The organism is Streptomyces sp. AK010, from assembly GCF_014207295.1.
Taxonomy (GTDB): Bacteria; Actinomycetota; Actinomycetes; order Streptomycetales; family Streptomycetaceae; genus Streptomyces; species Streptomyces massasporeus.
On record NZ_JACHCX010000009.1, the window covers coordinates 301,191 to 322,959 of the forward strand.

Genomic DNA, 21,769 nt, shown 5'->3' on the forward strand with positions numbered 1-21,769 from the left:
AACGGGCCGTGCCAAAGCCGTACATAACCTGTCCAGAGGACCTCGCCGCCAAGGTCGGGACCACCACCAGGTGCAAGCTCACAACGGACGACGGCAGCACCTTGGGAGCGGCGATGGGTGCACGGCTTCACTGAGGGTACTGACGATAGAAGTGCGTTGGCACGGCTACTTGATCAGGGAAGCTGCGCTTCGGGCCCTCAATTGCGGCTCCTGCCGGTCGGGTGGAGTCTCATCAGTGCCGTGTAGACGCACTTGAGGGCGACGGGCTCGAACGGCACTCACTTCCGCCCCTATGACGTTCGTCCACTGACGTTCGGCTATCGCGACTGATCAAGAACCACAGCTGCGTCGGCGTCTGAACGTCGTTACGACGAAGAATCCGGGCCGACGGAAGGCGGAGGTGGTGGCGGAGGCGGATAGGTCGGACGTGGCGGAATCCGAGCCCTTGGGGGCCTCGGCGGCGGAGGCGTTTTGGGCTCCAACGACGGTCGGGAGCGCGATGGCGACTTTTGAGGTGTGAAGGGCGGGACGGGTGGAGGTGGAGGCGGTGGGGGCTCCAGCGGCGGCAATACTGGGCCGCCCGCGCGCAGCCGTTCGATGGTCTGCTCCGCCCGGCGGCGGGCGTCGGGAGTGTCGTCACGTTCGTAGAACCGGGGGAACTCTCGGCGGCCGAGAGTGTCGGTGAACAGCGGCTTGTAGCCGAGAGCATGGGCAATCGCCACCATACGGCGACATTGTTCGGCACTAGTGGTGTAAGGGAACTGCAGTTGTACGCGGCCTCGTCCGTCGAAGTTCCTGATGATCTCCTCGTCCGTCATGCGTGGTCCTCGTAACGGGGCAGCTCTTCAGGAAGAGTCCGGGGGTTACGACATTCGGCCAGTGCATAAGTGTGTTTGGTAAGTTGATAGGTGAAGTCGGTTACCGCTTGGCGAAGTTTTGCTCCAGAAAATCTTCCGTTCCCGATCACGCCAGCTTCTGCGATGATCGCATAGGATTCGTTTGCTTCCTCGGCTCGGACTCCGCGAGGGACGCAAGGAATATAGATGGAGGAGCTGCCACTGCTCGAGTCGAGCTCGGCCGATGCCTCGACGCCACCGATGGAAACACGTACGGCATCGCCATCCGTACTTGTCCCATAGTGGTTGAGCCACTGCTGGACGGAAGCGTCTTCGACGCGCGCCATGCCGGAGAGAATCGAGCCCGCGCTGGTGCGTACGTGGCAGGAGAACATAAGGTCTTCCCTCTCGTACCGCTGGCTGGCGCCCTCCTCCGCCGTTCGTGTGCGCGGTAGCGTCCTGATCACCACTTGGCGATCGACGGCCCCGTCGCACACCTTGGGCGGCAAGCGCTCAAGTCCTTTGGTGAAGATCTGTGCGTATCCAAACCAGGCAGCAGTGCATACGAGACCGAGGACCGCCAGGGAGGTGACAAAACCTTTGGCGGTGTACTCAGACGTCGCAAACCGTTCCTTACTCGCAGTGATCCTAGCCATTCGGGCGCACCTTGGATCGGCTTAGGAATTCACTTGCGTCGTCCCAGCCTTGATTGACAGCGACGCGGACGGTGTCGCTTGTCCCGTCTTTGGGGAGATCCACGTGGTGCTCCTTAAGAGCGTCCTCGGTCGACCATTGTGTTTGCTGGTTGACTGAATCCCGCATGTCGTAGAGGTCTTTGGCGCTCGCATATAGTGCCTCATCTCGAGCGCCTTTCAGTTCTTGCCCCTCAAGGAAGCGATCAACGGCCAAACCGACGACCCCTCCAGCAAAGCCTCCGACTGCTGCGCCGGCCGCGGCGTGGCTACCCGGGAAAAGGGAGACGGATCCATATCCCAAGCCGGTCGCGATCCACGTCTTGATGAAATCTCCCTTCTTCTGTAGAGCGTCGTTGTAGTCAGACTCTCCATCAATGGCGGCTTGAACACTTTCATCTGCCACCGAATGCCCGACAATCCCCTCGATGATGCCTGCATTTCTGCCGATGTTTTCGAGAACTTGCTTGCGGGGGCCGTCGAAGAGAGATGGATCAGAGAGGTGTGCGTCCAAGAGGCCACTGGTATAGACGCTCTCACCGATGATGATCCCGGCTCTTCCTGCAGGGTCTAGAGAGACCTCCGAGAGGAATCGTGTCACGTCCGCTGTTTTCAGTGCCTCTGGAAGTTCGCTGTTAGTTAGGAACACCTCTGAATTAGGGCCTCCGAGAGCCCGGCTGATCTCTGGCATATAGGAAGCCGCCATGTCTCCGAGGCTTTCCCCCAGCCCGTTGCCCACCAGGTCCGAGCCTCCGCCGGGCTGTGCCACCGCGTTCATGATGTTGGCCATGATCTGGACTTGCTCGGTGCTGTGAGGCGGCGCCGCTGATGTGTAGTCATCGGCGGCGACCCCTGTAACCGCGGTCTCCAGAGCCCGCCCAAGAGTCTCACCCCGGTCCGTGTACCTGGTGGTGCCCAGCATGTGATCAAGGTCCGTCTTGGACTCGAACGCGTGCACCGCCGCCTCGGGATTGTGGGACAGACCCTCGAAAAGCCCTTCCAAAGGATCCCGCCCATTGCCATCACCGAAGACGAGGTCCAGCGAGTCGTAACCCTTGACCCAAAGGTTGTCGGTGCCGGCGTCCCCCGCTCCCTTGTCCGCCTTGAACAGCTTCTCCCGGTAGCCATCGAGGAACTCCGTGTCGTACACGCCCTTGCGCATGAGGCTGCTGATGACCTGGGAGCCGAGGGCGCCAACAGGGCTGGGTGAGTTTGAGGCGACGAAGTTCGTGTTGCGCTCGGCGATAATGTCCTTCTTCCAGTTCTGCATGGCGTCCGAGTCCGAGAAGGATGCCGTAGCCAAGGTCAGGCCGAGGTTTTGCTGAAGGCTCTTCATGGCCTCGAGTTCCGAGCCCCTGGCGCCGGCGTGGACGGAGGTCATCTCGGTCCAGAACTGGAGTGTCCCCCTAGCACCTAGGCCCTTCGCGAACTGCTCCGCGAACAGGGGGTCAGCCTTGTACTTCTCCATCGTGCGGTTGAAGTTGGCGATGTCACTGAGGTTCATGTCGGACGGCTTCTTGGCCATCTTTGCCAGCTTTTCCGCGGCCGCGACAGCCTTGGCCGCAGAGTCCCGGTCCGAGTAGTCGGCGTCGCTGAATCCGTACTTCGCCTGGTCGACGATAAGCCTTAGGGCCTTCGCGGCACTGTTGTCGCATTGCGTCGCCTTGGTCAGGATGCCTTCGATCTCATCGCTGAGGGCGTTCACCGCCTTCTGGTCCGCCGCTCCCGTCTTCCCGCTGGGGTCGGATGCCCAGTCGGGCCGGGTGTTCCCCGTGACAGTGAAGGTGCCCTCCCCGGTGTCGATCACGGTCATGTTCTGCCGCGCCCCCCGCGCGATCGCCTCGCTCAGCTGGGTGCGGTAACCGATGAGCTCACCACGGGTGTCGCTGAGGATCTTGGTGATGGAGTTGGCCTGGGTATGGGCGTCGGCGAACTCGGCGGCGGTCTTGGTGATGAAGCCGCGGCTGACGGAGGCGTTGACCCCCACCCAATTTGCCTTGTCAGCCTTGGACTTCAGGTTGCTCTCTGCGTCCTTCTGCAGGTCCGCCAGCTTCCTCGTCATCTGTTCCCAGTCGGTGATCGCTTCACCGAGCTTCGAGAAGTTGCCGTGGCGCAGTGCGTCGAGGTCCATCGGAGTCAGTGGCCCTTCCGGTCGTCGAAGCCCTCGTCGAGTAGGGCGATGCTGCTGACCGTGCCGGCGATGTAGGACTCGTCGGCAGCGTGCTGGTTCTTTGTGAACCGCAGGTGGTTGGAAATGTGGGCACAGGCGTCCAGGAGCGTCTTGGTCTGCCGGCTCCAGCGCTCTGTCACATGCTCCAGCGCGCCCCCCAGGGCGAATCCCTCCCCTTTGAGGGCGCCAGCGGCCGCCTCGGAGGCCACGCGCGCATGGCCGCTATAGGCCGTGAAGTCCGTGAACAGGTCATGGGCCGCTTTACCGACCCCCGCGAGATCCTTCTGACTTGCTACGAGGTCTCCCTGGGTGTTGTTTCCCCCCTGGTCGGATGGATACTGGTTCAGCTGCATGCGCGTCGACTGCTGCTCAGCCGCCTCGGACTTCAGCTGTTCCCACTCATCCCACGCCATCGGTGTGTCCCTTCCCCCGGTGTCTCGCCCGTCCGATTCCCGGATGATTGCGCTCCGCCAGTTGCTGGACGATCACGCTTGGTCAGCGTAGCCAGACGTACTCAGAAGTCCTCTCCCCTCCGAGTTGCAACTCGCGCCTGCGCATGCCCTTGTGACTGGTCCGCTCGTCTGGATCTTCAAGCCCACCCGACTCGACGTAGTCAGCGTTGATGAACCACCACACGGCCATCCCTACCAGCACTGCTGCGAGCGAAGCAGCAGAATCGGCCGACCCCTGTACCACTTCTGCTGATTCGGCTGCCTCTGGGTGACTCAAGACTCAACCGGCGTGCCTTGAAGCGCCACCGCAGCACCTTCTGGTCGACCAGGCCCGTCCCGCCCAGCCAGAGGGCGAGCAGGATCACGGAAACCCCGACCCCAACCATCAGAACGCCCCATCCAAACTAAACCCCACCTGCACCAACGGCCTCCCCCTCCGCCGAGACACAAAGACCCCCCGCCCTGCAGGCATAGGACGCGGCCGAACCCCGCCCAGCAGATCCCCCTCACCCGGATCGCCGGCCAGCACAACCCCCTGCGCCCCCAGCTCCTTCACCCGCTGCATGAACGCCTCGTAAGACGCCCGCCCCGCACCCGCCGTAGATCGCGCGATGATGAACCGCACCCCCACATCCCGGGCGAACGGCAGGAGTTCCGTCAGTCCCGCCAGCGGGTTGCCGCTCGACGTGGCCACGAGGTCGTAGTCGTCGATGACGACGTACACCGTGGGTCCGCGCCACCAGCTCCGGTCCCGCAGCTGCTGGGCGGTGACGTCGGCGGTCGGTGTGCGGCGCTTCATCAGGTCCGCCAGGGCGGCCATGTGGTGGTCCATGGAATTGGACATGGGGATGTATTCGGCGAGGTGCGACGAAGGCGTCACGTCCAGCAGCGAGCGCCGGTTGTCGATGACGAACAGCTTGGCCTCGTCGCCCGAGTACCGCTGCGTCAGCTGCTTGATCAGCAGGCGCAGCAGGTTCGACTTGCCCGACTCGCTCTCGCCGAAGACGAGGAAGAACGGGTCCTGCTCGAAGTCCACGAAGACCGGTGCGAGGTTGTCCTCGTCGAGGGCGAAGGCGACGCTGCGGCGCGGGAAGCGATCGCCCGGAGGAAGCTGATCGGCCGGGAACTCGCGCGGCAGCAGACGGACTTCGGGGGCGCCGGGGGCCTGCCAGTGCCGGGAGACCTCGGTTGCGAGGGCGGCCGTGGCGTCGGCCAGGTCCGTGTCGGAGGTGAGACCGTCTATGCGCGGCACCGCCGCCATGAAATGCAGCTTCTGCGGCGCCTGGCCGCGGCCGGGCACCCCCGCCGGGACGTTCGCGGCCACCTTGCGGTCCAGTTCGGAGTCCATCGTGTCGCCGAGCCGCAGCTCCAGGCGGTTCATCAGGTGGTCCTTGAGGTTGGCCCTGACCTCCATCGAGCGTGAGGCCGTGAGGATCAGGTGGACGCCGTAACCGAGACCGCGCGCCGCGATGTCGTGGATCACCTGGTCCATCGCCTCGTAGTCCGCGCGGAAGTTGCCCCAGCCGTCGATGACCAGGAACACGTCGCCCCAGGGCTGATCCGTGACCGGGATCTCGCCCCGGGCCCGCCTGGCCCGGAAGTCCGCGATCGAGGCGATGCCCGCGGAGCGGAAGTACTCCTCGCGACGGTTCAGCACGCCGTACACCTCGGCCACCGTGCGCCGCACCCGCTCCGGATCCAGGCGCGAGGCGACCCCGCCCACGTGCGGCAGGCCGGCCACCGCCGCCATGCCGCCACCGCCGAAGTCGAGGCCGTAGAACTGAACCTCGTACGGCGTGTGCGTGAGGGCGAACGCCGAGATCAGGGTGCGCAGCAGTGTCGACTTGCCGGACTGCGGGCCGCCGATGATCTGCATGTGGCCGGCCGCGCCGGAGAAGTCGACCCAGAGCGGGTCGCGGCGCTGCTCGTAGGGCTTGTCCACCAGGCCCGCGGGCACGACCAGGCGGCCGGCACCTTCGTAGCCCGGCTGTGTGAGGCCGCGGCCCTGCACTGCCGTGAGGCCGGGCAGGAGTTCGTCGAGCGTCGGCGGACTGTCCAGCGGCGGCAGCCACACCCGGTGTGCCGCCGGGCCCTGGGCCTCCAGCCGGCGCACGATCACGTCGAGCACGGTGTCGGCGAGCGCGTCGTCGACCTCCGGACCGTCCGAAGTCGACGGGCGCTGCTGTGGCACAGCCATGTACTGCACCGGCACCTCGGCCGCCGTGAACAGCACCGGCCGCCGGTCCATCGGCAGCGGGCCGCCGCCCAGCGCAGCTCGCTGCGTGCCCGAGCGGTACACGCCGGAGACGTAGGCCGCCTTGAAACGCACCATCTCGTCCGTACCGAACTTCAAAAGGCCGGAGCCCGGGACGTTCGGCAGCTCATAGGCGTCCGGTACGCCGATCGCCGCGCGGGACTCCGCGGCGGAGAAGGTGCGCAGACCGACCCGGTACGACAGGTAGGTCTCCAGACCGCGCAGGCGGCCTTCCTCCAGGCGCTGCGACGCCAGCAGCAGATGCACACCGAGCGACCGGCCGATGCGGCCGATCTGCACGAACATCTCGATGAAGTCGGGCTTCGCCGTCAGCAGCTCACTGAACTCGTCGATGACCAGCACCAGCGACGGAATGGGCTGCAGGGCGGCACCGGCCGCGCGGGCCTTCTCGTAGTCGTGGATGTTGGCGTAGTTGCCCGCGTCGCGCAGCATCTCCTGGCGGCGGTTGAGTTCGCCGCGGATGGAGTCGCCCATGCGGTCGACCAGGGTGAGGTCGTCCGCGAGGTTGGTGATGACGGCCGCCACGTGGGGCATCTGCGCCATCCCGGCGAAGGTCGCGCCGCCCTTGAAGTCCGCGAGGACGAAGTTCAGCGTCTCCGACGAGTGGGTGACCGCAAGGCCCAGTACCAGCGTGCGCAGCAGCTCCGACTTGCCGGAGCCGGTGGCACCGACGCACAGGCCGTGCGGGCCCATGCCCTCCTGCGCGGCCTCCTTGAGGTCCAGCATCACGGGGCGGCCGTCCTCGCCGATACCGATCGGCACCCGCAGCCGCTCCGCCAGCGACCGCGGCCGCCAGCTGCGCTGGGTGTCGACGGACGCCGCGTCACCGAGGTTCAGCAGATCGGTGAACTCCAGGTTGGCGAGGAGTGGTTCGTCGTCGTCACCGCCGGAGGCCATCCGCAGCGGGGCCAGTTGCCGGGCGAGGGCTTCTGCGGACTCGTAGGAGAGGACGTCGGGGGTCCCTTCGTAGACGACGCCGTGTCCCGACTCCAGGTGCAGCGCTTCGGGCCGTACGACGATGGAGAGCTCGCCGCCGCCCGTGACGAGGTCGCCGGGGACCGCCTCGAGGACGGTGACCCCCTGGAGCCCTTCGGGATTGGCCAGGACCGAGTCCGGCGGCAGGGTGAGACCGTCGAGGACGACGACGATGTGGGGCTCCTCCGGCAGGGGCGCCCCGTTCGGGTGGAAGCGCGGGCGGCCGGTCAGCCGGGTGGAGAGGAGGTTCTCCAGTTCGCGGCTGTCGCTGTCGATCAGCCTGCGGCTGCCCGCTCCGTCCACGGCGCCGGGCGCCTGGACGTGCGGCAGCCACTTGGCCCACTCCCAGTGGGGCAGGGCCTCGCGTCCCGCCGCCACCACGATGAGCAGATCCTCCGGGGAGTGCAGTGCGGCCAGCGAGCCGGTGATGGCCCGGGCGGAGGACCGTACGGACTGCGGGTCGCCGCTGATCGTGACGTGGTAGAAGGCACGCAACGAGACCGCCATCGGCAGGTCGTCCAGGGTGCTGTGGACGGCGAGGAAGCGCTGCATCGCACCCGCGGTCAGCGGCTCCAGCTGCTCGACCGGGGCGGCTTGGGGGGCGACGAGGGCCCTGGCGAGGGCCTGCGCGCCGAGGCCGATGCGGACCTGGCCGAAGTCCTCGTCACCGGAGCGTCGTTCCCACACCCGGCTGCCCTCCGCGACCAGGGCCCACAGCTGTTCGGGGGAGGGGTGGAGGAAGTACTGCGCGTCACGCTGTGCCTTCGCCGTGTCGACGGCCGTGCGCCGGGTCTGCGCCAGGTAGCTCAGATAGTCGCGGCGCATGTCCGCCAACTCCCCCTGGGAGCCGCGGCGGAAGCGGATCACCATCGCGACGGACATGGCGATGGTCGAGGCGATCATGACCATGCCCATGATCCTCATGAACGGCTGTCCGCTCGTGAAGAAGAAGACCACCGAGCCACCCATGCCCAACGTCGGCAGGAGTTGCATCAGCACGCTCTCCCGGTGGCCCCGCGGAAGTTCCGGCGGAGGCTGCAGGATGATGTCCTGCGTGGACACTTCGGACGGCAGCACCCGAGGCGGGCGCTTCACGACGATGTGGCTCACTGGCATCCATTCCCTTGACCAGCCCGAGAGTCCGTCCGCCGCCCCGTGTCAGGCGGACGCAGGCCGCCGCGCGATCCTACTGATTCCCTCGGACGCAAGGGCGATAGGGTGCCGGAAGTTCGCGTCGGCACACGCGACTTGAGCCGGAGCGAGCGGGGCATTGCGTCAGATCCCGCCCACTGCGGAAGCCCGGCGACCGGCACCAAGGGCTGTTCCGTGACCTCGCCGCACGATCGGTCACAGGGGACGGGAAACCGCGCAGGGCTTTCGTACCGTAGGTAAAGAATCATCACTGAGGGGGAGCAGCAGGTGAGCATGACGGCCTCCGCGGCAGCCACCGGAAGGGGACCCGGAACGGGAACTCCCGCCGGGGCGGGCACGGGTCTCGGTTTCTGCCGCGTCACCATCGTCGCGCCCGACAGCCGGATCGACGTGGCGCTGCCCGACGACATCCCGGTCGCCGACCTGTATCCGGAGATCCTCACACTCACCCGGCAAAGCCCCGACGAGGGCGCGCCCGTCGGCTACCACCTGGTCCGCCGGGACGGCACTGTCCTCGACAGTGCCCGTTCCTTCGCCGCCCAGCGCATCCTCGACGGCGAACTCCTCGCGCTGCGCCCGTTCTCCGAGTCGCTGCCGCCCGCAGTCTTCGACGACGTCTCCGAGGCGGTCGCCTCCGCCGTGACCAGCGAGCGCACCTTGTGGAGCGGCGACCTGACGCGCGCGGCGGGTCTCGTCGGGGGAGGCGTGCTGCCTGTCCTGCTGGCCTTCGTGGCCTGGATGGGCGACCCGCTGCACGACATGAACAACCTACCCGGCATCCTCGCCGGCGTCGCCGGTGTCCTCCTGGTCGTCCTGGCCTGCGTGCGCGCCCGGGTCTACGACGACCGGACCTCGGCCATCGCCCTGGGGCTCGGCGCGCTCCCCAACGTCGGCGTGGCGGGCTCGGGGCTCCTGCCGCTTGCCGACGGACAGGGCATCGGCCGACTCCAGTTCCTCCTCGCCTGCGCGGCGGTGCTGCTGGCCTCGGTCCTGCTCACCCTGTGCTCGCCGAGCGGGGACGGCCCGTTCGTCGGCTTCGTCGCCGCCTCCGCCATCAGTCTGATCGCCGTGTTCGCGGCGATCCTCGCCGACTGGACGCCTTCCGAGATCGCCGCCCTGTGCGCCCCGATCGCCGTCGGAGGTCTGGCCTTCCTGCCGGGGCTGTCGATGCGCTTCGCCCGGCTCCCGATCGGCTTCGACACCCCGAACACGGCCCCGCGCAGCGCGTACGACACAGACCCCGCCCCCAAGGAGCCGGTCGACGCCGAGCGGGTCGCCGCCCAGGCACGGCGTGGACACGAACTCCTGGTCGGTCTGGTGGGCGGCTGCGCACTGCTCGCCGTCGGTTCCTCGGCGGTCCTCGGGTTCTCCGAGAACGTCTGGGCCCAGCTCCTGGCCCTGGCGACCGGCCTGGCCATGCTGATGCGCGCCCATCTGTTCCGGTACACCGGCCAGGTGGCCCCCGTCCTGGCGGCCGGTCTCGCCTCTCTCGTACTGCTCGGCCTGGGGCTGGCACTCAATCCGCCGTACTCGGTCATCCGCGAGGCCCTCACGGGCGACCGCAGCGACCTCGACATCCGGACCATCTGGCTCGTCGCGGCGATCGCCGCGACGGCCGCGCTCCTCACGGCGATCGGTTTGATCGTCTCGCGCGGCGGCCTCACCCCGTTCTGGGGACGCTTCCTGGAGATCGCCGAGGGCTTCGTGCTGCTGACCCTGGTGCCGCTGACCCTGGCGGTGTTCGACGTGTACTCGGCAGTCCGCTCGATGACCAGCTGAGCCCCGCCCCGCTGCCGTCCGTGTCCACCCGGTCCGGCCGGGTGGCGAATCCACCAGACCTACGGGAAGCGTCGACCGACGCCGCTGCCCCGCCGGTCCGCCGATCAGCGGGGCAGCGGCGTCGGCAGGGCCGCCGTGGAACCCGTTTCCCGCTCGCTCGGACACGTCGCCGACCGCCACGACGCAGCGCCGCACAGGGACTCGCCGGCTCGATGACCGGGTCGTCGGGACTGTCCGACGACCCGGTAGGGGCTCCCGTGCCCGCCCGTCACTCCGGGCCAGGCCCCCCACTGCGCGCCCCCGGCTCCAGATCGAACTCCCCGTCCCGCGCCCCCAGCACGAACGCCCGCCACTCCGCCTCCGTGTAGCGCAGCACCGTGTCCGGGTCGAGCGACGACCGCATCGCCACGGCCCCCTCGGGCAGATAGGCGATCTCGACGCGCTCCTCGTGGCCCTCGGTGCCCGGCGCGCTGTGCCACTCGACACCGGAGATGTCGAGCGCGTACAGCTCGTCCCGCTCCCGCTCCTTGCGTGCCTTGATCTCCTCAGCCGTCTCCGCCATGCCGCAGCGACCCCTTCCCGACGTACGAACGATCCGAATCTGCTCACCCTAGTGGCCCCCTGCCCTCCGGCCGGGCGCTTCGGAGACCAGGGCAAAGAGGATCCCGGTCGCCTGGTACGCTGGTCGACGGCCGTTTGTGTACGCACCCCCGGAGCTCACCGCTCTGGAGGCCGCGCTCAGCGGATCCCCGCCTCCCGAGTAACGGAAGCTCCCCCGAGACACAGACCGGGGGCACTCGGTGGCCCATCACAGACTACGAGGAGTACGCGTGCCGCTCGACGCCGCTACGAAGAAGCAGATCATCAGCGAGTTCGGCCAGAAGGAGGGCGACACCGGCTCCCCCGAGGTCCAGGTCGCCATGCTCTCGCGCCGCATCTCGGACCTGACCGAGCACCTCAAGACCCACAAGCACGACCACCACTCCCGCCGTGGCCTGCTGATCCTGGTGGGCCAGCGTCGCCGCCTTCTCCAGTACCTGGCGAAGAAGGACATCCAGCGCTTCCGTGCGCTGGTCGACCGCCTCGGCATCCGCCGCGGTGCGGCGGGCGCCAAGTAAGACGCCGTGAGGGAGCGGTTCCCGAAGGAAAGGGGACCGCTCCCTTTGCTGTACGTGCGGAGTGTCACCGCTGCTTTGTAGTGTGGTAGCACAACGCAATACGGACGACACAGCACAACAAGAAGAGGAGAGGCGCACCTAGCCGCCGCCGGTCCTCGGTAGTGGCCCCCGGGGGAAGTGAAACCCGGGTGCTTCGATCGAAGACCGGCCCGCACAGCCCGGAGCGCTTCTCCGCAACCGTCCCCCTGCCACACGGGCAGCGACGGGACGAAGACGAGGAGATAACGCTAGTGGAGAACGAGACCCACTACGCCGAGGCCGTCATCGACAACGGCACCTTCGGCACCCGCACCATCCGCTTCGAGACGGGCCGCCTGGCCAAGCAGGCCGCCGGCTCCGCCGTGGCGTACCTGGACGACGACACCATGGTGCTGTCGGCCACCACCGCCTCCAAGAACCCCAAGGACCAGCTCGACTTCTTCCCCCTCACGGTGGACGTCGAGGAGCGGATGTACGCCGCCGGCAAGATCCCCGGCAGCTTCTTCCGCCGCGAGGGCCGTCCCTCCGAGGACGCGATCCTCACCTGCCGCCTGATCGACCGCCCGCTGCGCCCCTCCTTCAAGAAGGGCCTGCGCAACGAGATCCAGGTCGTCGCCACGATCATGGCGCTCAACCCCGACCACCTGTACGACGTCGTCGCGATCAACGCCGCGTCCGCGTCCACGCAGCTGGCCGGCCTGCCCTTCTCCGGCCCGATCGGCGGCGTCCGCGTCGCGCTGATCAGCGGCCAGTGGGTGGCCTTCCCGACGCACACCGAGCTCGAGGACGCCGCGTTCGACATGGTCGTCGCGGGCCGCGTCCTGGAGGACGGCGACGTCGCGATCATGATGGTCGAGGCCGAGGCCACCGAGAAGACCATCAAGCTGGTCGAGGGCGGCGCCGAGGCGCCGACCGAAGAGGTCGTCGCCGCCGGTCTGGAAGCCTCGAAGCCCTTCATCAAGGTGCTCTGCAAGGCCCAGTCGGACCTCGCCGCCAAGGCCGCCAAGCCGACCGGCGAGTTTCCGATCTTCCTGGACTACCAGGACGACGTTCTCGAGGCCCTCACCGCCGCCGTCAAGCCGGAGCTCGCCTCCGCGCTGACCATCGCCGGCAAGCAGGAGCGCGAGTCCGAGCTGGACCGCGTCAAGGCGCTCGCCGCCGAGAAGCTCCTCCCGGCGTTCGAGGGCCGCGAGAAGGAGATCTCCGCCGCGTACCGCTCGCTGACCAAGACCCTGGTCCGTGAGCGCGTCATCAAGGAGAAGAAGCGCATCGACGGCCGCGGTGTCACCGACATCCGCACCCTGGCCGCCGAGGTCGAGGCCATCCCGCGGGTCCACGGTTCCGCCGTGTTCGAGCGTGGCGAGACCCAGATCCTGGGCGTCACCACCCTGAACATGCTCCGCATGGAGCAGCAGCTGGACACCCTCTCCCCGGTGACCCGCAAGCGCTACATGCACAACTACAACTTCCCGCCCTACTCCACCGGTGAGACGGGCCGCGTCGGCTCCCCGAAGCGCCGCGAGATCGGCCACGGCGCCCTCGCCGAGCGCGCCCTCGTGCCGGTCCTGCCGACGCGCGAGGAGTTCCCCTACGCGATCCGCCAGGTCTCCGAGGCGCTGAGCTCCAACGGCTCGACGTCCATGGGCTCGGTCTGCGCCTCCACCATGTCGCTGCTGAACGCCGGTGTCCCGCTGAAGGCCCCCGTCGCCGGTATCGCCATGGGCCTGATCTCCCAGGAGATCGAGGGCGAGACGCACTACGTCACCCTCACCGACATCCTCGGTGCGGAGGACGCCTTCGGCGACATGGACTTCAAGGTCGCCGGCACCAAGGAGTTCGTGACCGCCCTCCAGCTCGACACCAAGCTGGACGGCATCCCGGCCTCCGTCCTGGCCGCGGCCCTCAAGCAGGCCCGTGACGCCCGCCTCCACATCCTCGACGTGATGATGGAAGCGATCGACACGCCGGACGAGATGTCCCCGAACGCCCCGCGGATCATCACCGTCAAGATCCCCGTGGACAAGATCGGCGAGGTCATCGGCCCCAAGGGCAAGATGATCAACCAGATCCAGGAGGACACCGGCGCCGACATCACGATCGAGGACGACGGCACGATCTACATCGGCGCGGTCGACGGACCGTCCGCCGAGGCCGCCCGCACCACGATCAACGGCATCGCCAACCCGACCATGCCGGAGGTCGGCGAGCGCTACCTGGGTACGGTCGTCAAGACGACCACCTTCGGCGCGTTCGTCTCGCTGCTCCCGGGCAAGGACGGTCTGCTGCACATCTCGCAGATCCGCAAGCTCGCCGGCGGCAAGCGCGTGGAGAACGTCGAGGACGTCCTCGGTGTGGGCCACAAGGTCCAGGTCGAGATCGCCGAGATCGACTCCCGCGGCAAGCTCTCCCTGATCCCCGTGATCGAGGGCGAGGAAGGCTCGGACGAGAAGAAGGACGACGCCGACAAGTGACGTCCCAGCGCTCCAAGGCGACGGCCCGCACCTCTTCGGAGGCGCGGGCCGTCGCCCGTACCCAAACCCTCATCAAGGGCGAGAACGGCATCGGCACGGTCCGTAAGACCACCCTCCCCGGCGGCCTGCGCATCGTCACCGAAACCCTGCCCTCGGTCCGCTCCGCGACCTTCGGCATCTGGGCGCACGTCGGCTCCCGCGACGAGACCCCTGCCCTGAACGGCGCCACCCACTACCTGGAGCACCTGCTCTTCAAGGGCACCAGCCGCAGGTCGGCCCTGGACATCTCCGCCGCGCTCGACGCGGTCGGCGGCGAGATGAACGCGTTCACGGCGAAGGAGTACACGTGCTACTACGCACGCGTGCTCGACAACGACCTGCCGCTGGCCATCGACGTCGTCTGCGACATGCTGACCGGCTCGCTCATCCGCGAGGACGACGTCAACGTCGAGCGGGGCGCCATCCTCGAAGAGATCGCCATGACCGAGGACGACCCGGGCGACTGCGTGCACGACCTGTTCGCGCACACGATGTTCGGCGACAACCCCCTCGGCCGCCCGGTCCTCGGCACGGTCGACACGGTCAACGCCCTCACCGCCGACCGCATCCGCCGCTTCTACAAGAAGCACTACGACCCGACCCACCTGGTCGTCGCCTGCGCCGGCAACATCGACCACGCCAAGGTCGTCCGGCAGGTCCGCGCCGCCTTCGAGAAGGCAGGCGCCTTCGGCGACCTCGCCGCCGACCCGGTCGCCCCGCGCAGCGGCACGCGTGCCCTGCGCACCGCGGGCCGCGTCGAGCTGATCGACCGCAAGACCGAGCAGGCGCACGTCGTGCTCGGCATGCCGGGCCTGGCCCGCACGGACGAGCGGCGCTGGGCCCTGGGCGTGCTGAACACCGCCCTGGGCGGCGGCATGTCCTCCCGCCTCTTCCAGGAGGTCCGCGAGAAGCGCGGCCTCGCCTACAGCGTGTACTCGTACACCTCGGGCTTCGCCGACTGCGGCCTGTTCGGCGTCTACGCCGGCTGCCGGCCCTCGCAGGTGCACGACGTGCTGAAGATCTGCCGCGACGAACTCGACCAGGTCGCCGAGCACGGCCTCTCGGACGACGAGATAGGGCGTGCGATCGGCCAGCTCCAGGGGTCCACGGTCCTCGGCCTGGAGGACACCGGCGCGCTGATGAACCGTATCGGCAAGAGCGAGCTGTGCTGGGGCGAGCAGATGTCCGTCGACGACATGCTGTCCCGCATCGCGTCGGTCACCCCTGACGACGTCCGCGAGGTAGCCCGCGAGATCCTGGGACGGCGGCCCTCCCTGTCGGTCATCGGCCCGCTGAAGGACAAACAGGCGGCCCGCCTGAACGACGCCGTCGCCTGACAATCCCCCTGGTGAAGGAAGCACAAGAGATGAGCAAGCTGCGCGTGGCGGTCCTCGGCGCCAAGGGCCGGATCGGCTCGGAAGCCGTACGAGCCGTCGGAGCCGCCGAGGACATGGAACTGGTCGCCGCCCTCGGCCGGGGCGACAAGCTGGAGACGCTGACCGAATCCGGCGCCCAGGTCGCGGTCGAGCTGACCACGCCCGACTCGGTCATGGCCAACCTCGAGTTCTGCCTCGGCCACGGCATCCACGCGGTCGTCGGCACCACCGGCTGGACCGACGAGCGCCTCGCCCGGCTGAACGGCTGGCTGTCCGCCGCTCCCCAGACGGGCGTGCTCATCGCGCCGAACTTCTCCATCGGGGCCGTGCTGAACATGAAGTTCGCGCAGATCGCGGCACCGTACTTCGAGTCGGTGGAGGTCATCGAGCTCCACCACCCGAAGAAGGTCGACGCCCCGTCGGGCACCGCCACGCGCACCGCCCAGCTCATCGCGTCGGCTCGTGCCGAGGCGGGCGCCGCCCCGGCACCGGACGCCACGGAGACGGCCCTGGACGGCGCGCGAGGCGCGGACGTCGACGGCATCCCCGTGCACTCCGTCCGCCTGCGTGGCCTGCTGGCTCACCAGGAGGTCCTGCTGGGCGGCGAGGGCGAGACGCTGTCCATCCGCCACGACTCGCTCCACCACAGCAGCTTCATGCCGGGCATCCTGCTCGGCGCCCGCCGCGTGGTGAGCACTCCGGGCCTGACGTTCGGCCTGGAACACTTCCTGGACCTGAACTGAGCCTCTGACCGTCATGCGCGCGAAGCTCACCTACGCCGTCACCGCCGCCGTCCTGGTCGTCTACTTCGTCCTGGTCGGCAGCCGTGGCGTCCTGCTCATCGAGACCGGCACGCCCCTCACCGTCACCTTCGGTGTCGCCGTGCTGATCCTGCCGGTCATCGGCCTGTGGTTCCTGTGGAAGAACACCCAGTTCGCCCGCAGGGCCAATCAACTCGCCGCCGAACTCGACGCCGAGGGCGGGCTGCCCGTCGACGAACTGCGGCGCACCCCCAGCGGCCGCATCGACCGCGACTCGGCCGACGAGGTCTTCGCCAAGCGCAAGGCCGAGACGGAGGACGCCCCCGACGACTGGCGCACCTGGTTCCGCCTCGCCATCGCTTACCACGACGCCCGCGACACCCCGCGCGCCCGCAAGGCGATGCAGCACGCGATCGCCCTGCACGACGGCAAGCAGTCCGAAGCCGCCTGAACCGCGGCCCACTCATGACGGCGGGGCCCGACCGTGAGAACGGTCGGTCCCCGCCGTCATGAGATCGAGGACGTCAGCGTGGGCCGTACTCCTCGGCCCACGCCTCCACCGAGTCCGCCGCCCGGTCGAAGGCCTCCGCGCGGCCGAGGAAGTCCGCGTTGTGCGTCGTCATCAACGGCGTCGGGGTGGCGTCCTGCCCCTGGCGCCCGAGCAGCAGCGCCTGCCCCTGCACGGTCCGGGGCAGGGCCAGCCAGCGCACCGGCTGCTGCACCGTACGCACGGAGACGACCTGCTCCCAGGACGCCGTACGCGTCGTGAGGAATCCCACGTGCCGCAGCCCGCGCGCGCTGACCCACACGCCCATGCGCAGCAGCCGCAGCGCCGCGGCGATGACGAGCAGCGCGAGCGCGAACACCACCGCGGCCGAAGGCAGTTCGGCCGTCACGGCGATGATGACCGCCGCGAACAGCACGAACGAGGCGAGCAGCAGCGCGAGCGCCGCGACGGCCACGCGCCAGGGCCCGGGCCGGTACGGCCGCCGCCAGCGGTCACGGTCCTCGTAGGGCAACGGAACGTCGTCCGTCGCCTCGAAAACGCGGTCGGCCGTCAGGAAGGGCAGGGGCACGGCTGGTCCTCACTCGATCCATGCGTGGGCTGTGCCCGGTGAGGCTACCGATCTGTGTGCTCGGTCACCACTGGCGGGGGGCCAGATGGAGTCGCCGCCGCAGCGGTGCGGTTCAGCGCCTCTCGGACGCCTGCGACTGCTGCGGCTGATCAGCCGTCTTGCCGGGCGTCAGCGCGGGCGTCCCGATGACCAGGGACCCCACGAGCCCCGCCACGATGGTGAGCCCCAGCAGCCAACGGCCGGCCATCTGACCGACGGACGACCGCTCGCGCGGCGGGGGAGTGACATTGCTGCGGAACCTGTCGGCCTCGGCGACGAAGGCAAACGGTACGGGTTCACGCCGACCGAACATCAGGGGTACGTCTCCTTCAAGGGTGGAACGGATCACTTTCGTCTGTAGAGACGAACGAACTCCCTCAGAGGTGCCCTGTTTCACCAACTTCATTGCGGCACGCCACCGATCGCACCGAATCGGCCGGGCCGTAGAGTGGCGTCGCCACACGACGAGATGGGAAGGCCCTGCCAACCGTGACCGACACTCCCGCCGACGACCTCAAACCCAGCTACCGCAGCGACGTCACCGTCGAGCTGGTCAAGCACACCGCGTCCGACGCGGACGTCCTCTTCGCCGCCCGCGTCTCGACCCTCGGCGAGCAGTCCCTGGACGAGCTGAAGAAGGACCCCGAGCGTTCCAAGGGCCTGATCAACTACCTGATGCGGGACCGGCACGGCAGCCCCTTCGAGCACAACTCGATGACCTTCCTCATCAGCGCCCCGATCTTCGTCTTCCGCGAGTTCATGCGGCACCGCGTCGGCTGGTCGTACAACGAGGAGAGCGGCCGCTACCGCGAGCTCCAGCCCGTCTTCTACGTCCCCGACGAGTCCCGCAAACTGGTCCAGGAGGGCCGCCCGGGCAAGTACGTGTTCGTCGAGGGCACCCAGGCCCAGCAGGAGCTGACCGGCCGTGTCATGGAGGACTCGTACCGGCAGGCGTACGAGGCCTACCAGGAGATGCTCGCCGCCGGCGTCGCCCGCGAGGTAGCCCGTTCGGTCCTCCCGGTCGGCCTGTACTCCTCGATGTACGCCACCTGCAACGCCCGCTCGCTGATGCACTTCCTCGGCCTGCGCACCCAGCACGAGCTGGCCAAGGTCCCGTCCTTCCCGCAGCGCGAGATCGAGATGGTCGGCGAGAAGATGGAGGCCGAGTGGTCCCGGCTCATGCCGCTCACCTACGCGGCCTTCAACGGGAACGGACGCGTGGCGCCGTAACGCGGCCCAGATCACCCGGTCAGGTACAGATGTACGGTTCAGCCGCGCGAAGTGTCCGTATTGCGGCATTTGGAGAAGTTCATCTAGCCTGATCAAACGGGTCCGGCACTGCTTGAACCCCCGAGCAGGCAGTGCCGGGCTCCGCCTTTGTCACGACTTGTCGCCTGCCCCATGGGCAGACCCGGTCCTGAGCAACGAGTAGCGTGTAACCCATGGCTCCGACCTCGACTCCGCAGACCCCCTTCGGGCGGGTCCTCACCGCCATGGTCACGCCCTTCACGGCGGACGGCGCACTCGACCTCGACGGCGCGCAGCGGCTCGCCGCCCATCTGGTGGACGCAGGCAACGACGGCCTGGTCATCAACGGCACCACCGGCGAGTCCCCGACCACCAGCGACGCGGAGAAGGCGGATCTCGTACGGGCGGTCCTGGAGGCGGTCGGAGACCGTGCCCACGTGGTGGCCGGAGTCGGCACCAACGACACCCACCACAGCATGGAACTCGCCCGGGCGGCGGAGCGCACCGGCGCTCACGGCCTGCTCGTCGTGACCCCGTACTACAACAAGCCCCCGCAAGAAGGCCTCTACCGGCACTTCACGGCCGTCGCCGACACCACCGGCCTTCCGGTGATGCTCTACGACATCCCCGGCCGCAGCGGCGTCCCGATCAACACCGAGACGCTCGTCCGCCTGGCAGAGCACCCGCGGATCGTCGCCAACAAGGACGCCAAGGGCGACCTCGGCCGCGCCAGCTGGGCCATCGCCCGCTCCGGCCTCGCCTGGTACTCCGGCGACGACATGCTGAACCTGCCCCTGCTCTCGGTCGGCGCGGTCGGCTTCGTCTCGGTCGTCGGCCACGTCGTCACCCCGGAGCTGCGCGCCCTGGTCGAGGCGTACACCACGGGCGACGTCCAGAAGGCCACCGAGATCCACCAGCGGCTGCTCGCCGTCTACACGGGTATGTTCCGCACGCAGGGCGTCATGACCACCAAGGCGGCGCTCGCCCTGCAGGGGCTGCCCGGCGGGCCCCTGCGTGCCCCCATGGTCGAGTGCGCGCCCGAGGAGATCGAGCAACTCAAGATCGATCTTGCCGCGGGCGGGGTACAGCTCTGACATCAGACTTCGCGCGGACCTCCGCGCACCTGCTTCACAACTGAATAAGCGGGCCACCGGTGCCCGCACCCCACACAGACAACTGCTTCTGCACGAACGTCACGCGCGCCACGTGCCCCACCGGTACGTGGCGCGCGTGGTGAGGAGAGTCTTTTGAGTCATCCGCATCCCGAACTCCGCACGCCCCCGCCGCTCCCCGAAGGCGGCCTGCGCGTCACCCCGCTCGGCGGCCTCGGCGAAATCGGCCGCAACATGACGGTCTTCGAATTCGGCGGCCGCCTTCTCATCGTCGACTGCGGCGTGCTCTTCCCCGAGGAGGAGCAGCCCGGCATCGACCTGATCTTGCCGGACTTCTCGTCCATCAGGGACCGCCTCGACGACATCGAGGGCATCGTGCTCACGCACGGGCACGAGGACCACATCGGCGGTGTCCCCTTCCTCCTGCGCGAGAAGCCGGACATCCCGCTGATCGGCTCCAAGCTGACCCTCGCCCTCATCGAGGCCAAGCTCCAGGAGCACCGCATCCGCCCCTACACCCTCGAGGTGGCGGAGGGGCACCGCGAGCGCATCGGTCCCTTCGACTGCGAGTTCATCGCGGTCAACCACTCCATCCCGGACGCGCTGGCCGTCGCCATCCGCACGCCTGCGGGCATGGCGGTCCATACCGGCGACTTCAAGATGGACCAGCTCCCGCTGGACAGCCGCCTCACGGACCTGCACGCATTCGCACGTCTGAGCGAGGAAGGCATCGATCTCCTCCTCTCGGACTCGACGAACGCCGAGGTGCCGGGGTTCGTCCCGCCGGAGCGGGAGATCTCCAACGTCCTGCGCCAGGTCTTCGCCGGCGCCCGCAAGCGCATCATCGTCGCGAGCTTCGCCAGCCACGTGCACCGCATCCAGCAGATCCTGGACGCGGCACACGAGTACGGCCGCCGTGTCGCCTTCGTCGGCCGCTCCATGGTCCGCAACATGGGCATCGCCCGTGACCTGGGCTATCTGAAGGTCCCCCCGGGCCTGGTCGTGGACGTCAAGACGCTCGACGACCTCCCGGACAGCGAGGTGGTCCTGGTCTGCACGGGCTCCCAGGGCGAACCGATGGCGGCCCTGTCCCGCATGGCCAACCGCGACCACCAGATCCGCATCGTCCAGGGCGACACGGTGATCCTCGCGTCGTCCCTGATCCCGGGCAACGAGAACGCGGTCTACCGCGTGATCAACGGCCTCACTCGCTGGGGCGCCAACGTGGTCCACAAGGGCAACGCCAAGGTCCACGTCTCCGGCCACGCGTCCGCGGGCGAGCTGCTGTACTTCTACAACATCTGCCGCCCGAAGAACCTGATGCCGGTGCACGGTGAATGGCGCCACCTGCGGGCCAACGCCGAGCTCGGCGCCCTGACCGGAGTCCCGCACGACCGCATCGTCATCGCCGAGGACGGCGTCGCCGTCGACCTCATCGAGGGCAAGGCCAAGATCTCCGGCAAGGTCCAGGCGGGATACGTCTACGTCGACGGCCTCTCGGTCGGTGACGTCGGCGAGCCGGCGCTGAAGGACCGCAGGATCCTCGGCGACGAGGGCATCATCTCGGTCTTCCTCGTCATCGACTCGTCCACCGGGAAGATCACCGGCGGCCCGCACATCCAGGCCCGCGGCTCCGGCATCGAGGATTCCGCCTTCGCTGACGTGGTGCCCCGGATCACGGAGGTGCTCGAACGCTCCGCGCAGGACGGCGTGGTCGAGCCCCACCAGCTTCAGCAGCTCGTACGCCGCACGCTGGGCAAGTGGGTCTCGGACACCTACCGGCGCCGTCCGATGATCCTGCCTGTGGTGGTGGAGGTCTGACGGTCCGTCGGGCCTGAGCAAGCGCCAACTGGGAGCGGGGCGCCTCGATTTGCATCGAGGCGCCCCGCTCCAGTAGGTTTACAACTCCTCCCGACGGGGCACCCGGGCCAACTTAGGCACCAGGAACCATGTCCGGCCGGGGAGGGGAATTTCGACTCAGGACTTCTGATAAAGTCGGAATCGCCGGAAAGGGAAACGCGGAAGCGGGAACCTGGAAAGCACCGAGGAAATCGGGTCGAAAAGGATCTGATAGAGTCGGAAACGCAAGACCGAAGGGAAGCCCGGAGGAAAGCCCGAGAGGGTGAGTACAAAGGAAGCGACCGTTCCTTGAGAACTCA

At 68.1% G+C, this 21,769-nt stretch carries 16 protein-coding genes; 9 read left to right on the forward strand and 7 right to left on the reverse strand.

The window, feature by feature from the left end; translation table 11 throughout:
- Positions 1-814 precede the first annotated feature (814 nt).
- The 4 genes from HDC93_RS19770 to eccCa form a co-directional block, all read right to left on the reverse strand.
- Positions 815-1,492 carry a hypothetical protein gene (locus HDC93_RS19770; protein WP_185012205.1) on the reverse strand — a complete coding sequence of 226 codons (678 nt, stop codon included), beginning with the start codon at positions 1,490-1,492 and terminating at the stop codon, positions 815-817.
- On the reverse strand, positions 1,485-3,659 hold the full coding sequence (locus HDC93_RS19775) for a hypothetical protein (protein ID WP_185012206.1): 2,175 nt from the start codon (positions 3,657-3,659) through the stop codon (positions 1,485-1,487). Before HDC93_RS19775 ends, HDC93_RS19770 begins: the two co-directional genes overlap by 8 nt.
- A gap of 5 nt (positions 3,660-3,664) precedes the next feature.
- Positions 3,665-4,111, reverse strand: a complete 447-nt coding sequence (locus tag HDC93_RS19780; protein ID WP_185012207.1) for a hypothetical protein — start codon at positions 4,109-4,111, stop codon at positions 3,665-3,667.
- Between the two features lie 424 nt (positions 4,112-4,535).
- Positions 4,536-8,510 (reverse strand): type VII secretion protein EccCa, encoded by a 3,975-nt coding sequence (gene eccCa, locus HDC93_RS19785; protein WP_185012208.1) that lies wholly within the window; start codon positions 8,508-8,510, stop codon positions 4,536-4,538.
- A gap of 309 nt (positions 8,511-8,819) precedes the next feature.
- Between eccCa and eccD the strand changes: the two genes are divergently transcribed.
- Entirely contained in the window at positions 8,820-10,331 is a 1,512-nt protein-coding gene (eccD, locus tag HDC93_RS19790) for a type VII secretion integral membrane protein EccD (protein WP_311774581.1), read from the forward strand.
- A gap of 268 nt (positions 10,332-10,599) precedes the next feature.
- On the opposite strand, the gene HDC93_RS19795 is transcribed toward eccD, so the two are convergent.
- Entirely contained in the window at positions 10,600-10,893 is a 294-nt protein-coding gene (locus HDC93_RS19795; protein ID WP_062929400.1) for a DUF397 domain-containing protein, read from the reverse strand.
- Positions 10,894-11,161: 268 nt separating this feature from the next.
- Here HDC93_RS19795 and rpsO point away from each other — a divergent pair, with 268 nt between their 5' ends.
- The 5 genes from rpsO (at position 11,162) to HDC93_RS19820 (ending at position 16,586) form a co-directional block, all read left to right on the forward strand.
- Positions 11,162-11,449: a 30S ribosomal protein S15 gene (rpsO, locus tag HDC93_RS19800; protein WP_015657483.1), complete on the forward strand. Its 288-nt coding sequence runs from the start codon at positions 11,162-11,164 to the stop codon at positions 11,447-11,449.
- A 290-nt stretch (positions 11,450-11,739) separates the two neighbouring features.
- Entirely contained in the window at positions 11,740-13,959 is a 2,220-nt protein-coding gene (locus HDC93_RS19805; RefSeq protein WP_185012209.1) for a polyribonucleotide nucleotidyltransferase, read from the forward strand.
- Complete coding sequence (locus tag HDC93_RS19810) at positions 13,956-15,335, forward strand: pitrilysin family protein (RefSeq protein WP_185012210.1); 1,380 nt, start codon at positions 13,956-13,958, stop codon at positions 15,333-15,335. The genes HDC93_RS19805 and HDC93_RS19810 overlap by 4 nt, the downstream gene beginning before the upstream one ends.
- A gap of 29 nt (positions 15,336-15,364) precedes the next feature.
- Positions 15,365-16,117 (forward strand): 4-hydroxy-tetrahydrodipicolinate reductase, encoded by a 753-nt coding sequence (gene dapB / locus HDC93_RS19815; protein WP_185012211.1) that lies wholly within the window; start codon positions 15,365-15,367, stop codon positions 16,115-16,117.
- A 13-nt stretch (positions 16,118-16,130) separates the two neighbouring features.
- Positions 16,131-16,586, forward strand: coding sequence for a hypothetical protein (locus HDC93_RS19820; RefSeq protein ID WP_185012212.1), 456 nt, complete (start codon positions 16,131-16,133; stop codon positions 16,584-16,586).
- 73 nt (positions 16,587-16,659) lie between these two features.
- Here HDC93_RS19820 and HDC93_RS19825 read toward each other — a convergent pair whose 3' ends face one another.
- Positions 16,660-17,211: a hypothetical protein gene (locus HDC93_RS19825; protein ID WP_185012213.1), complete on the reverse strand. Its 552-nt coding sequence runs from the start codon at positions 17,209-17,211 to the stop codon at positions 16,660-16,662.
- Between the two features lie 112 nt (positions 17,212-17,323).
- On the reverse strand, positions 17,324-17,563 hold the full coding sequence (locus HDC93_RS19830; RefSeq protein ID WP_185012214.1) for a hypothetical protein: 240 nt from the start codon (positions 17,561-17,563) through the stop codon (positions 17,324-17,326).
- 176 nt (positions 17,564-17,739) lie between these two features.
- On the opposite strand from HDC93_RS19830, the gene thyX reads away from it, so the two are divergent.
- The 3 genes from thyX (at position 17,740) to HDC93_RS19845 (ending at position 21,431) form a co-directional block, all read left to right on the forward strand.
- Positions 17,740-18,480, forward strand: a complete 741-nt coding sequence (gene thyX, locus HDC93_RS19835) for an FAD-dependent thymidylate synthase (protein WP_031109938.1) — start codon at positions 17,740-17,742, stop codon at positions 18,478-18,480.
- 212 nt (positions 18,481-18,692) lie between these two features.
- The gene (gene dapA, locus HDC93_RS19840) at positions 18,693-19,592 is read left to right on the forward strand and encodes a 4-hydroxy-tetrahydrodipicolinate synthase (protein ID WP_185012215.1); all 900 of its coding nucleotides are present in this window, start codon (positions 18,693-18,695) and stop codon (positions 19,590-19,592) included.
- Positions 19,593-19,745: 153 nt separating this feature from the next.
- Positions 19,746-21,431, forward strand: coding sequence for a ribonuclease J (locus HDC93_RS19845; protein ID WP_185012216.1), 1,686 nt, complete (start codon positions 19,746-19,748; stop codon positions 21,429-21,431).
- Positions 21,432-21,769 lie beyond the last annotated feature (338 nt).